This is a genomic window from uncultured Bacteroides sp. (genome assembly GCF_910586915.1).
GTDB lineage: Bacteria > Bacteroidota > Bacteroidia > Bacteroidales > Bacteroidaceae > Bacteroides.
Genome location: NZ_CAJULN010000010.1, coordinates 1 through 13520, shown reverse-complemented (window position 1 = coordinate 13520; position 13520 = coordinate 1). Strand labels below are relative to the sequence as shown.

The 13520-nt window shown below is 45.8% G+C and carries 13 protein-coding genes and 1 pseudogene; 7 read left to right on the top strand and 7 right to left on the bottom strand.

Features of this window, described 5'->3' with window-relative positions; genetic code table 11:
• Positions 1 to 67: 67 nt before the first annotated feature.
• Positions 68 to 1066: a GNAT family N-acetyltransferase gene (locus tag QZ331_RS05840; protein ID WP_294628870.1), complete on the bottom strand. Its 999-nt coding sequence runs from the start codon at positions 1064 to 1066 to the stop codon at positions 68 to 70.
• A gap of 105 nt (positions 1067 to 1171) precedes the next feature.
• Positions 1172 to 1348: a hypothetical protein gene (locus tag QZ331_RS05835; RefSeq protein WP_294628868.1), complete on the bottom strand. Its 177-nt coding sequence runs from the start codon at positions 1346 to 1348 to the stop codon at positions 1172 to 1174.
• Between the two features lie 106 nt (positions 1349 to 1454).
• Here QZ331_RS05835 and QZ331_RS05830 point away from each other — a divergent pair, with 106 nt between their 5' ends.
• The 5 genes from QZ331_RS05830 (at position 1455) to QZ331_RS05810 (ending at position 4290) form a co-directional block, all read left to right on the top strand.
• A complete protein-coding gene (locus QZ331_RS05830) occupies positions 1455 to 1991 on the top strand; it encodes a nitroreductase family protein (RefSeq protein WP_294628866.1) in 537 nt (178 codons plus the stop codon).
• Between the two features lie 2 nt (positions 1992 to 1993).
• Positions 1994 to 2329, top strand: a complete 336-nt coding sequence (locus QZ331_RS05825) for a hypothetical protein (protein ID WP_294628864.1) — start codon at positions 1994 to 1996, stop codon at positions 2327 to 2329.
• 7 nt (positions 2330 to 2336) lie between these two features.
• Positions 2337 to 3131 (top strand): Rossmann-like and DUF2520 domain-containing protein, encoded by a 795-nt coding sequence (locus tag QZ331_RS05820; RefSeq protein WP_294628862.1) that lies wholly within the window; start codon positions 2337 to 2339, stop codon positions 3129 to 3131.
• Positions 3112 to 3633: an HAD-IIIA family hydrolase gene (locus QZ331_RS05815; protein WP_294628860.1), complete on the top strand. Its 522-nt coding sequence runs from the start codon at positions 3112 to 3114 to the stop codon at positions 3631 to 3633. The genes QZ331_RS05820 and QZ331_RS05815 overlap by 20 nt, the downstream gene beginning before the upstream one ends.
• 75 nt (positions 3634 to 3708) lie before the next feature.
• Entirely contained in the window at positions 3709 to 4290 is a 582-nt protein-coding gene (locus QZ331_RS05810; protein ID WP_294628859.1) for a Maf-like protein, read from the top strand.
• On the opposite strand, the gene QZ331_RS05805 is transcribed toward QZ331_RS05810, so the two are convergent.
• The 5 genes from QZ331_RS05805 to pheS all read right to left on the bottom strand — a co-directional run bounded on the left by QZ331_RS05805 (position 4291) and on the right by pheS (position 11001).
• Positions 4291 to 6492: a tetratricopeptide repeat protein gene (locus QZ331_RS05805; RefSeq protein ID WP_294628858.1), complete on the bottom strand. Its 2202-nt coding sequence runs from the start codon at positions 6490 to 6492 to the stop codon at positions 4291 to 4293.
• 124 nt (positions 6493 to 6616) lie between these two features.
• The gene (locus tag QZ331_RS05800) at positions 6617 to 7876 is read right to left on the bottom strand and encodes a phosphoglycerate kinase (protein ID WP_294628857.1); all 1260 of its coding nucleotides are present in this window, start codon (positions 7874 to 7876) and stop codon (positions 6617 to 6619) included.
• 92 nt (positions 7877 to 7968) lie between these two features.
• On the bottom strand, positions 7969 to 8646 hold the full coding sequence (nth, locus tag QZ331_RS05795; RefSeq protein WP_294628856.1) for an endonuclease III: 678 nt from the start codon (positions 8644 to 8646) through the stop codon (positions 7969 to 7971).
• Entirely contained in the window at positions 8643 to 9842 is a 1200-nt protein-coding gene (locus QZ331_RS05790) for an MFS transporter (RefSeq protein WP_294628855.1), read from the bottom strand. The genes nth and QZ331_RS05790 overlap by 4 nt, the downstream gene beginning before the upstream one ends.
• Before the next feature lie 139 nt (positions 9843 to 9981).
• Entirely contained in the window at positions 9982 to 11001 is a 1020-nt protein-coding gene (pheS, locus tag QZ331_RS05785) for a phenylalanine--tRNA ligase subunit alpha (protein ID WP_294628854.1), read from the bottom strand.
• A gap of 121 nt (positions 11002 to 11122) precedes the next feature.
• Here pheS and QZ331_RS05780 point away from each other — a divergent pair, with 121 nt between their 5' ends.
• Together QZ331_RS05780 and QZ331_RS05775 are read left to right on the top strand one after the other, a co-directional pair.
• The gene (locus QZ331_RS05780; protein ID WP_294628853.1) at positions 11123 to 12139 is read left to right on the top strand and encodes an energy transducer TonB; all 1017 of its coding nucleotides are present in this window, start codon (positions 11123 to 11125) and stop codon (positions 12137 to 12139) included.
• A gap of 471 nt (positions 12140 to 12610) precedes the next feature.
• Positions 12611 to 13455: pseudogene (locus QZ331_RS05775) on the top strand (Rpn family recombination-promoting nuclease/putative transposase).
• The last annotated feature ends 65 nt before the right edge of the window (positions 13456 to 13520 follow it).

The window sequence follows — 13520 nt, the reverse complement described above, 5'->3', positions numbered from 1 at the left end:
AAGACATCATGCATAAAAAATGGAGAAAAGGGGGGTGGTAAGTGGTTTTGTAATCTTGAGATTACATTTAGATATAAAATCGGATTAAAAGTTTGTTCAGCCACGTCCAGTTGATACGAAACCAACGACGCGTGCTGCTCTGCTTTCCGCCGAAGCGAAGTACGAAATTGCGATAACCGTGTTTGCGAAACGGAAGCCCTACGTCCATAAATTCCATGTGGCGGAACCCGTGCTCGTGGGCGTCTTGCAGGGCTTTCCAAACGGCTAATACGCCGGGGTATTGTGCAGCATAGGTTTTCTTCATTCCGCCTGAAAACCAAAGATATGCATTGTCGCCGGAATAGATACATACGGCACCGCCGATAATCTTCTCTTTGTATTTGACGATAAATATTTTTGCCTGTTTTCCTTTGATGAGTATGCTGTGCATATGTCGGAAAAAATCATTGTCTGGAAAGTATCTGCGTATGCGGGAAGAGTAGACTTTGTGTAGCATTCGTGAGAAGTCGCGTATCTCTTCCTCAGTATGTGCTTCCGTCACTTTTGCCCCATTGTTCAGGCCTTTTTTTATCTGCCGCAAGCGCGACGGACTAAACCTTTTTTCAATTTTTTTTATGCTGTGCAGGGAGTTGCGCACCCGTAACCAGTTGACCGGAAAGTAACCGTTGTTTCGGAAGAATTTGTAACCGAACATGGAGTTGTTGAGATTGCGGAATTCGATAAGGAAGCAGGAGCGCGACGCTTCTTGGGTGAGATGTTCGAGCATTTCTCCGAATACTTCTTCCGCCTTTTCTCTGTTGGCGGAGAGTGCATCGTCCAGTATTTCTCCTTCGCTGTAAACTACGCAGTGTTTCACCAGAAAAGCAGGCATCCACTTTTTGGCTTTGCGGATGGCGGCAAGCAGGCGTGCCACCGGTTTGCCCTCTTCGGTGGCTACTATCAGCAAAGGTGCATATCCCAGCGTTGCTTCATAAATCTGAAACAACTCTTTGGAGTGGAATGCATTGTTGCCCGATAGTTCGGGGATGTCCTTTCCTTTATAATATGTGGTTAGTTTGAGTGGCATTAATGAGGCAAATTTACACTTTTTATTCTTCATTCGACAACAAAACATGTAATTTGTTGGGAATGTTTAAAAGCAGATTTCAGAGGAGGGGCAGTTATGAAATTCTTAAAAAAAATAAGGCAGCTCCTTGTTGGCTGCCTTTATCTTTTTACGGTTATAAACTTTCTTTGACTGGTGTACCCGCTTGTGACAAAGCGGGTGTCCGTACATGGCTATCTCAGCCTCCCGGCTTGCTTTCCGATTCGCTTTGATGTAATCGTCCTGCGTAATTCGTTTTTTCATATTTATAGTATTAATTGCAAGGGCAAAGATACTCTTTTATTTTCTATTATCTCGCGAATTCTCTCTATCTTTGCATACATTAATCAAATGAACCTCGAAATAGAATATGGAAAATTTCAGTGAATTGATAAAAAATCGTCGCAGTATGCGTAAGTTTACCGACGAAGAACTGACACAGGACGAAGTGGTTGCCTTGATGAAGGCAGCCTTGATGTCGCCCTCTTCCAAACGCAGTAACAGTTGGCAATTTGTGGTAGTAGACGATAGGGAAATGCTGAAAGATTTGTCGCATTGCAAGGAGCAGGCTTCCGCATTTATTGCCGAGGCCGCTCTGGCGATTGTCGTCATGGCAGACCCTTTGGCAAGTGATGTCTGGATTGAAGATGCTTCCATTGCTTCCATTATGATACAGTTACAGGCGGAAGATTTGGGACTGGGTAGCTGCTGGGTACAGGTGCGTGAGCGTTTCACGGCTACCGGAATGCCTTCCGACGAGTTTGTACACGGGCTTTTGGACATTCCTTTGCAACTTCAGATTCTTTCCGTCATAGCTATCGGACATAAGGGAATGGAGCGTAAACCCTTCAATGAAGAACATCTTCAGTGGGAAAAAATTCATATCAATAAATTCGGAGGAAAATAAAGATGGGAGTTGCCAAAGCAAATAATAGCAAAGATACGTATATGGCTACCGCCGTTACCTTTATGGTAATCGGTGCCTTATATCTGATTGATAAACTGATACATTTTTCTTCCATCGGGTTGCCCTGGGTGATGAACAAGGATAATATGTTGCTGTATGCTTCGCTCTGTTTCCTGATTTTCAAACGCGATAAATCCGTAGGGCTTGTCTTGCTCGGACTTTGGCTGGTGATGAATATCGGTTTGGTGATGTCGTTGTTGGGTTCTCTGTCGGGTTACCTGTTGCCGTTGACATTGCTCATCATCGGAATTATTTTATATTGGTTTGCAAGACGTTAAGAAAGCAATGAACAGAAGTATAGAAGATACGCCGATTGTGTTTATCGGTGCGGGCAACCTTGCCACCAACCTGGCAAAAGCGCTCTATCGTAAAGGATTCCGTATCGTGCAGATATACAGCCGTACCGAAGCGTCCGCCCGTGCATTGGCGGAGCAGGTGGAGGCGGAATATACTACCGACTTACAGAAAATAGCTCGGGAAGCCAAATTGTATATCGTAGCATTGAAAGACGCGGCTTTTGCCGAACTGTTGCCTCAGATAACGGAAGGCAAGCAAAACGCTCTGCTGGTACACACGGCAGGAAGTATGCCGATGAATATATGGGAGGGGTATGCAGAACGTTATGGTGTATTTTATCCGATGCAGACATTCAGCAAACAGCGTGAGATCGACTTCCGCGAAATTCCTATCTTTATAGAAGCCGAAAGGCAGGAAGATGCGGTACTGCTGAAGGCAATTGCTGCCACTCTTTCCGAGAGTGTCTACGAAGCTACTTCCGAACAACGAAAAAGCCTGCATCTTGCTGCCGTTTTTATTTGCAATTTCACCAATCATATGTATGCGATGGCGGCGGATTTGCTCGAAAAATACCACCTTCCTTTTGACGTCATGCTCCCGTTGATTGATGAAACCGCACGTAAGGTGCACAAACTGACTCCTCATGAAGCACAGACCGGACCTGCCGTACGTTATGATGAAAATGTGATAAACAACCATCTTGCGATGCTGGCAGACTTGCCTGGCTTGCAGGAAATATACAAATTAATGAGCAAAAGTATCCATGAGCACCATCAATTATGATTTGTCCCGCATCAAGGCGCTGGCGTTTGATGTAGACGGCGTATTGAGCGCTACCACGGTTCCGCTTCACCCGTCCGGCGAGCCGATGCGTACTGTAAATATCAAGGATGGATATGCCATCCAACTGGCTGTGAAAAAAGGGCTTCACCTTGCCATTATCACCGGCGGACGGACCGAAGCGGTGCGCGTCCGTTTTGAAGGATTAGGCGTGAAGGACTTGTATATGGGTTCTGCCGTGAAAATACATGATTACCGTGCGTTTCGCGATAAATACGGATTGTCGGATGACGAGATATTGTATATGGGCGATGATGTGCCCGATGTCGAAGTGATGCGCGAGTGCGGACTGCCGTGTTGTCCGAAGGATGCTGTGCCCGAAGTGAAATCTGTTGCCAAATATATCTCCTATGCTGATGGCGGCTACGGCTGCGGGCGCGATGTGGTGGAGCAGGTCTTGAAAGCTCGCGGCTTATGGATGGCACAGGATGCTTTCGGTTGGTAACCTGCCGCCTCTTTGGGAAAAAGGAGAGTGGAATACTTCAAACATATATCGTCACATTAAATAGTAAATATTTCCATGCTTGAAAATTTAAAGAAATATAATATCATATTGGCTTCCAATTCACCTCGTAGAAAAGAGTTGATGTCGGGATTGGGAGTAGATTATGTAGTCAGGACATTGCCCGACGTAGACGAGTCTTATCCCGACACGTTGGTGGGTGCGGAGATTCCCGAATTTATAGCCCGCAAAAAGGCAGGTGCTTACCGTGCTATGATGAAACCGGGCGAGTTGCTTATTACGGCAGATACCATTGTCTGGTTGGACGGAAAGGTGTTGGGCAAGCCGGAAGGCAGGGAAGAAGCCATCGGAATGCTTCGTATGCTTTCAGGAAAATCGCACCAGGTCTTTACGGGTGTCTGTCTGACTACTACCGAATGGCAGAAGAGCTTTTCCGCTTCTTCCGATGTGTTGTTCGATGACTTGACCGACGATGAAATCTGTTATTACGTCGACCGTTACCAGCCTATGGACAAGGCGGGAGCTTACGGTGTTCAGGAATGGATAGGGTATGTCGGGGTGAAATCCATATCCGGCAGTTTCTATAATATAATGGGACTCCCCATACAGAAGTTGTACGGGGAGTTGAAAAAGTTATAGTTACAATATATCCAGCATTAAAGGAATGTCCTCTTCTCGAATGTTTTGTTCGAGAAGGGATTCTTTGTCTTTGTGAAACATTTCGAGGAATCGTTCGCGGCTTCCGAAGGCTGTGATGGCTTTTCCATAGAAAACGGCGGCTTTCTGAATGTCTTCCATTGCCCAAGCAACGTGTCCGGCATTCATATAGTCGATAGCCAATGGCTTTAGATTGATTATTTTCTCATAATACTTCATTGCTTGTTCGTATTTTACGCTGACGAATGAACACCAGCCGATACCACGCCATGCTTTTATGCAGTTGTTTTCGATAAAATCCAGTTTGAAGAAGTGATTTAGTGCTTCTTCATGTTGTCCCATCTCTGCCAGGCAGCTACCGATATGGAAAGTAACGTTTGCATCATTGGGTGTGACCTCCTCTACTTTTCTGTAATAGATAAGCGCTGACTGATAATTTTTGTTTAACCGGTAGCAAGTAGCCAGATGGCGGTTGTTCCAAATGTTGTCCGGCTTCAATATATCCGCATTCAAATAGACTTGAATGGCTTCTGCATACCTCTTTTTTTTCTGCAACGCATAGCCGAGTTTTTGGTAAAACTCTACACCGTCACTCAATTCCTGGATGTCTTCCAGTTCTTTGAATACTTCGATGGCCTCGTCCCAACGTTCTTTTGACAAGTAGAAGTCGGCGATAGGGAATAATACATTCTCCCAATACAGTACATTGTCGAGCACGGGTATATGGTGCAGGTCGAGTTTCTCTTTGAAAATATCCCTGAACTCCCGGCGGCGTACGTTGAGCTTGAAGAAACGGTAAAGGTCGTGCAGGTATTGATTGCAGATTATTCCTGGACGTTCATGGAATCGTTTCATTGTCTCGGCATTCGATTGGTCTTCCAGTTCCGTTATATGTTGTTCGCTGAGCTGGCTAAATATCATCTCCTGTTGTGCCTGCGGCAACTGGTGGATGGTAAAGAATAAGGAATACCTGTCGCTGTTGCTGAAAAATCCCGACTTGGCGATTAAGTTCAATAGACTGCTTTCTTCGTTTCCGCTACGTTTAATGGATTTCATGACATCCGATTGCTGCTTGCTGAATGGATAAAACCAGTTGTACACTTCGCTGAAGAACGGATAATTTTTCAAAAGGGAAAATGTGCTCATATATACATCTGCGCCTTCCATCTGTAACTCACTCATCTCACGTAATTTCTTGCCCAGACCGGATTTTCTGAATGTATTTTCCCAATCGGGGTTCTTATCGTCATTCTCTTCGTCGTATTCTTCCATACCGAATCGCATATTCTTCATCGAAGAGACGTTTTTCAGCATTTCGGGGATAATTTCTTCTTGCATCTTTTTGCCGATTTTCTCCGTTTCCTGACACATGAGTAACTGGCGGTAAATCCGTGCCACATCATCAATGAAAGACGGCAGTTCTTCCATCAGTTCTATCCGCTTACCAAGTTCGAGGTAGATGGAGAGCCGGTTTCTGTAGATGTGGAAGGTGATTATCGCGCCCACCAAAGCACGTTGGCTGACGTTGACATTCGCATGACTGTATGCATCGAGCAACCACATGATTTTTCTCAAGTCGAAACACTCCATCAGACTCAAAGTGACTGCGCTGACGAACAGACATAAATCATCTCCCGGCAGTAACTCCGATGTCAGCATGGCTTGTGCCTCTTCTTCCTCCCGGGCAGACCAGAAGCTATTTGCCCATGTTCTTAAAAACATGAATTTGAGTGCGTCTTCATGCCGTTTCAGTACTTCATTCATTTTGTTGTCAGATAATAATCCGCTCACTGCCAAGTCGTCATTAAATGATTCCAGCATATGCATCAGCGTTTTGATACTATAGTCCGACAACTCCGGCGTTACGGGGGTGCGGCGTACTTCGTGGTAGTATCTTGCCGATACATTATCCAGCATAAGCAATCGCGACTGGTCGGCGATTTCCCATGTGTCTGTCACCATTTTCCGATGCAGGTTCCAGCGTTCAGGGTCGTTGGCACCCTGTTTCATATAGTCCAGCATATACTTGTACGACGTTTGCACTTGCTCCAGTCGGGCGCGCAGATTCCAGTCGGGGCATTGCCACAGCAAAGATTCCAGTTGCGTTAGAGCTTCCTTGAGTCTTTTGTTCTCAAGCAAGGTACATATATATGTATATTGTTCGTTGATTGTTTTTTCGTTCATTGCAATGTACTTTTTTATATTCAATCTATAATAGGACAAAAAGAGTGCCAAAAAAGGGCAACTCTTTTCACAAAGAATTGCCCTTACGCCTTAAAGTATTATTTAAATAAGGTTGAAAAAAGGATTATTCTTGGATAGCGGCAATGCCCGGAAGGATTTTTCCTTCGATTGCTTCGAGCAATGCACCACCGCCTGTTGATACGTAAGATACGCCGTTGGCCAGACCGAACTTGTTGACACAAGCTACAGAATCGCCACCGCCAACGAGTGAGAATGCACCGTTTTTGGTTGCCTCTACGATAGCTTCGCCTACTGCACGTGAACCGTGAGTGAAGTTTTCAAATTCAAATACGCCCGTAGGACCGTTCCAAAGGATAGTCTTTGATTCTTTGATGACGTTGGCGAAGATTTCTTCAGTCTTAGGACCGATGTCAAGACCTTCCCATCCGTCGGGAATTTCGTCAACCGGACAGAACTTGGTGTTTGCTTCGTTAGAGAAAGCGTCTGCAATCTTAGCGTCGACAGCCAATACGAGGTTTACACCTTTCTCTTTGGCTTTCTTGATAAGGTCTAAAGCCAGGTCGAGTTTGTCGTCCTCACAGATAGAGATACCGATTTTACCGCCTGTAGCTTTAGTAAATGTATAAGTCATACCACCTGCGATAATCAGATTGTCTACCTTGTTCAGCAGGTTTTCGATGATTTCGATTTTGGAAGAAACCTTAGAACCACCCATGATGGCAGTGAACGGACGTTTGATATCGTTCAATACTTTATCTACGGCTTTCACTTCTTTTTCCATCAGGTAACCGAACATCTTGTTTTCGGTATCGAAATATTTAGCAATCAGTGCTGTAGAAGCGTGAGCACGGTGAGCTGTACCGAATGCGTCGTTTACGTAGCAGTCGGCGTAAGAAGCCAATTTCTTGGTAAATTCCTTCTGGCTTTCTTTTACAGCTTTCTTGGCAGCAGCTTTTTCTTCGTCTGTCACATCTTCTGCCAAACCTCTCGGTTTGCCTTCTTCCTCAGCGTAGAAACGGAGGTTTTCGAGCAACAGGACTTCTCCCGGTTGCAAAGCAGCAGCTTTTACGGCAGCTTCTTCACCCATGCAGTCATTAGCAAACTGAACTTCAACGCCCAGTAATTCGGACAGGTGCTTGATGATATGTTTCAAAGAAAATTTGTCGGCAACGCCTTTCGGACGGCCTAAGTGAGAGCCGATGATGATGCTACCGCCGTCTGCCAGAATCTTCTTCAAGGTAGGAAGAGCCGCACGCATACGGGTGTCATCTGTAATGTTGAAGTTTTCGTCCAGGGGTACATTGAAGTCCACACGAACAAATGCCTTTTTACCGGCGAAATTGAATTTGTCAATTGTCTGCATAATACTCTATTTTATTTAAAAGTGTTTTTAAATCTCTTCTTTTATTACGACCGCAAAGTTACTATTTATTTCGGTACTCTGCTATTAAATCGTTATTTATTCTTGCCTGTCGGCGGCTCTTTCGTAACTTTATAGGTGGTACAGAAGTATTTGCACGCCATTTGTAAACCACAGGTGTCACATTTGGGAGTACGTGCTTGGCAAACGTAACGGCCGTGCAGGATGAGCCAGTGATGGGCAATCGGTACGAGTTGTTCGGGAATGTTCTTCATCAACTCTTTTTCTACGCTGAACGGGGTAGTGTAGCTCTTCGTCACCAGACCGAGACGGTGGCTGACGCGGAACACGTGCGTATCCACTGCCATTGCCGCTTTGTTGAACACGACGGACTGGATGACATTTGCTGTCTTTCTTCCCACGCCGGGCAGTTTGGTCAGGTCGTCCAGGTTGTCGGGTACTTGGCTGTTGAAATCGTTGACCAACATCTTTGCCATACCGACCAGATGTTTCGCTTTGTTGTTTGGATAAGATACGCTTCGTATATATTCAAAAACCACTTCGGGAGTAGTGGCTGCCAATGCTTCGGGGGTAGGGAAGTCTCTGTAAAGGGGCGGTGTAATCATATTCACCCGCTTGTCGGTGCATTGTGCGGAGAGAATGACGGCAATCAGCAATTCATACGGGTTGTTGTAGTGTAGCTCCGTTTCGGCTACGGGCATATTTTCTTGAAACCAGGCGATTATTTTCTCATAGCGTTCTTTCTTTCTCATCGCAGTTTGTTTTTATGATAATGGGGTGTTACTTTGGTTCTGAAATAAATGGTGGAAACCACCGTCAGGCAAGCACCGAAGAGATACGCCTTGTCGAAGGTGTTGATTTCGGCGATATATCCTCCGGTCAGCATTCCGATACCAATTCCTACATCCCAGGAAGTGAGGTAGGTGGAGGTAGCTGTTCCCCGTTGGCTGTTGGGGGCAAGGTTGACAAACAGGGTGTTGAAGGCGGGAAACATGATTCCGAATCCGACTCCCAACAACAGAGCTGTTCCGAAAAACAGTATCGTGCAGACGTTATCGTTCCATGCAATCAGATAGACGCAGGATGAAAGCAGGAAAAAACTGAATACCACCAAATACAATCCGGCGGCTATGACTTGCGTTATCTTTCCCCGGTCGACCAGCCTTCCCGAACATATCCGCGAGAGTGCCATTCCCACTGCCATGAAAGAGAAGAAAAATCCCGTCTGTGCATGAATTCCTATCTGACGGGCGTACATGGCTACGTAGTTGGTAGTCATCCCGTAGGGAATGGAAAGCAGCAAGAGACTGACTCCTGCGGGGATTCCTTTCAGCAGGATGAAGCGGTCGAGTGATATCGGTTCCCGTTTTACGGGAGGTTTATAGGGTGTCTTTACCAAGCCGGCGCACAGGAATCCTAAGATGCAGGAACCGAGCGAACAGCAGAATATCATCGGAAATGGGACGCCGGCATCGTGCAGGAACAGTCCGGTCATCGGGCCGATGGACATTGCCGTGTTGTTCATGAGACCGTAATAGCCCAGCCCTTCTCCTCTGCGGGAGGAAGGCATGATGTCGATGACCACTGTGTTGCCGCCTACCGTGACCATTCCGAAAGATACGCCGTGTATGACTCGGAAGATGATAAACAGCGTAAGCGACCCGGCAATGAGGTATCCGCCAAACATCATCGTGAAGATGAAGTAAGCTACTAAATAAAGAGGTTTGCGGGCAAAGGTGTCGAGCAGATAACCCGAAAACGGGCGGATGCAGAGTGCGGCTACCGTATAGCAGGAAAGCACGAGACCGATGGTTGAGTTGCCTGTCCGGAAAACTTCGGATAAATAGAAAGGCAGAACTGGAATCAGTAACCAGAAACCGAAGAATAACAGGAAATTGGCTGCCAAGATAAAACAATAGCCGGGAGTGATGAGTCTATCCTTTGCCATAATGGAAATATTTATTTCACCACAGAGGACACAGCATATCACGGAGTTTTTCTTTCTTCTGCAAATAAGACGACTGTAGCCGATGCAGTTGAAATAAGAACTCTGTGAGATTCTGTGTCCTTTGTGGTGAAATTCTGAATTAGTAAGCGCTTTCGAATTCTTTCAGGAAGCGCGTATCGTTTTCGGAGAACATACGGAGGTCTTTCACCTGATACTTCAGGTTGGTGATACGCTCGATACCCATACCGAGTGCGTAGCCGCTATATACTTTGCTGTCGATTCCGTTGGCTTCGAGTACGTTCGGGTCTACCATGCCGCAGCCGAGGATTTCCACCCAACCGGTGTGCTTGCAGAACGGGCAGCCTTTGCCACCGCAGATATTACAACTGATATCCATTTCGGCGCTCGGTTCGGTAAACGGGAAGTAGGAGGGACGCAGGCGAATCTTTGTATCCGCACCGAACATCTCTTTGGCAAACAGCAGCAATACCTGCTTCAAGTCGGTGAATGATACGTTCTTATCCACATACACTGCTTCTACCTGGTGGAAGAAGCAGTGTGCGCGGTAGCTGATGGCTTCGTTGCGATAGACGCGTCCCGGACAGATGATGCGGATAGGCGGTTGGGATACTTCCATTACGCGACTCTGTACGGAGGAGGTATGCGTACGCAATACCACGTCCGGATGGGCTTCGATGAAGAAGGTATCCTGCATATCGCGTGCCGGATGGTCTTCGGCAAAGTTGAGTGCCGAGAATACGTGCCAGTCGTCTTCGATTTCGGGACCTTCGGCGATGCTGAATCCCAGGCGGGCGAAAATATCGATGATTTCGTTCTTTACGATGGTGAGCGGATGGCGTGTTCCCAGTTCCACGGGATAAGCCGAGCGTGTCAGGTCTAACCCTTCGCAGCCGTTGTCCTGACTTTCAAACTGTTCTTTCAGCGTGTTGATTTTTTCCTGCGCTTTGGTTTTCAGTTCGTTCAGTCTCATGCCGACTTCTTTTTTCTGTTCGGCGGGTACGTTACGGAAGTCCGCCATTAAGTCGTTAATGGCTCCCTTCTTGCTAAGGTATTTGATGCGGAGAACTTCAAGTTCTTCGGCGTTGGAGGCGTGCAAGGCTTCCACCTCTTTCAGAAGTTGTTCAATCTTAGCTATCATATTCTTGATATATTGTTATTCGGTTTCTAGGTAAAAACCTTGCAAAGATATAATAATATCGTGTACCGTCGAAATAAATTTGTATCTTTATTGCCGATACGCACCGAAAATCCGCCAACTAATGAAAAAGATTGTTTTCATACTTCTGCTTTTGACCTTTTCTTTTCGCCTTGCGGCTCAAATCGATTATTTGGAGCCAGTGCGGTCTTTTTCCACTTACAAAGGAGAGTTGGGCGAATATTACCGCAATGTGTTCTCTTTGCTGAATACTGGTTTTCAGAAACAACCATATGCCCGCTTTGTGGCTATTCCTTCCTTTTCGCCCGAATATGCCATGTCGGTTGAGAAGAGGAACGGCCGTTGTGTACTCGTTTCCAATACCCTGTCGCGCACGTATTGGCAGGCAGACAAGGAAACCGTGAGAGTGGAGACTAAATCGGTCGTAATCAGTACGTCCCTTTACTGCTCTTTGGGAACGATTTTCCGTTTGATTACGGAGCAGGTACAGGATTTGGACGGTTCCAGTGCCGGCTTGGACGGGGTGGTTTATTATTTCTTCTCTACCGATGCGAAGGGGAAGGAGCAGACGGGACGCAAGTGGTCGCCTGCTAAGGGTACGCTGATGGAACGCCTTGTGCTGGTTTGCCAGTCGGCCTATATGTTGTCCAAAGGTGAAAATCTTTCGGAGCCGACTTTGGCAGAAGAGGCTTCCGCCTTGCTGAAAGCGTTGCAGCAGCGCAGCAAGGAAGAACCGGATGCTTATAAGAAACCGGTGTATGTGGGAATTTATCGGATAGGTTCCTATCTGCAAACGCTTTCGGGCAGGCAGGTGGACGAGCCGGCACGTTTCCCGGATGGGAGTGCCGAGGAATACATCGCCAGGCAGATGATTTATCCGGCCGCCCTGTTGGAAAAGAGCGTCCCGGGATATGCCCTGTGTGAATTTACGATTGATAAAGAGGGAAACATTCTTCGTCCTTGTATCCTGCGTTCCACGCATCCGGAGTTTGCAGAGGAGGCGCTTCGCATTGTGAAGGGAATGCCAAAGTGGGTTCCTGCTTTTGCGGAAGGAAAGCCGGCAGAGAGCAATTATACCTTATATATACCTTTCCGGCCGAAAAGCTATCGCAGGAAATAAATGCCCTGTAAAAACCAAGATAACAGAAGGAACTTACCCGCCATTGACAAAATTTCCGTCAATGGCGGGTTTCTTTTTGGCTAAACAATAAGCGGCAATGGCAGAATCGACTTATTGGCAACGCCGGAGACGGCGTAAAAACGTCTGCAAACAACCGGTCGATTGCTCGTAAAGTATTAATAATAAAGTTTCTATGTGCTAATAATAAACTCCCGGTTTCTTATGAATAAAGTTCCGTTCAATTGTTTGTAATCTATAAACGCAACCTTCGTTTTTATAAACGAAGCCTTCATTTATAAAAACGAAGGTTTCATTTATATAAATGAAACTTGCAATTATAGTTTGTAATTGGTAAAAAAAAAGATTACCGTTACTCTCCGGCAAGTTTATCTGTAATAAAGGATAGCTTTACGACTGGTCGTCTGAGGGTAGGATAGCGGTCGACCGGAGTGCGATTATTGTACGATTGCTATGAGAATGCCTGTTTTTTTTAAAACATTTTATTTTGGAGGTCTTTTCAGTGTGCTCGAAGGTCTACTTACTACATTGTTAGGTGAGAAAATCATTATCCAGCGACTTCTTGAAAGCGAAAGTAATCAGGAAGATGAGTATGACAAGTATAACCGTGTCGATATGCTTGCCGAAAACTCCAAAGGTGAATTGGTGTTGATAGAGGTACAGAACAATAATGAATATGCTTATTTCCAGCGTATGTTGTTCGGTACTTCCAAGTTGGTGACCGAATATATCAATAGAAGTGAGAGCTACGATAAGGTACGTGTATATAGTGTCAACATTGTGTATTTCTCGCTGGGACATGAAGCTGATTTTGTTTATCATGGACAGACGGAGTTCCGAGGTATCCACACCCATGACCTTCTTGAGCTCACCCCATTTCAAAAACAAACCTTTAAAGTGGATACGGTGAGCCAGTTGTATCCCGAATACTATATACTGAAGGTAAACGGTTTCAATTAGGTAGCCAAAAGTCCTTTGGAAGAGTGGATTTACTACCTCAATACCGGAGAGCTACCTTCTACCGCTACCGCGCCCGATCTTGAAGAAGCCCGCGAGAAATTGAAGCTGGTTGGTATGACTAAGGATGAACTTGCTGCCTATTACTGTCATTTGGATAATATTGTGATTCTCCGTGATAATATCAATACCGAACGCGAAGAGGGTAGGGCGGAGGGTCTTGAAGAGGGAGAGAGAAAAAAGCCATAGAGGTTGCTCGTTATTTAAAATCATCTGGAACCTCCATAGAATTAATTAGCGGAGCGACTGGATTGCTTAAAGAAGAGATTGAGAAACTTTGAAATAAGTTTTTTTTCGGGTCAGTCCGAAAACCCTGTGGGTATGTTAAATTTACCCTGTTAGTTTG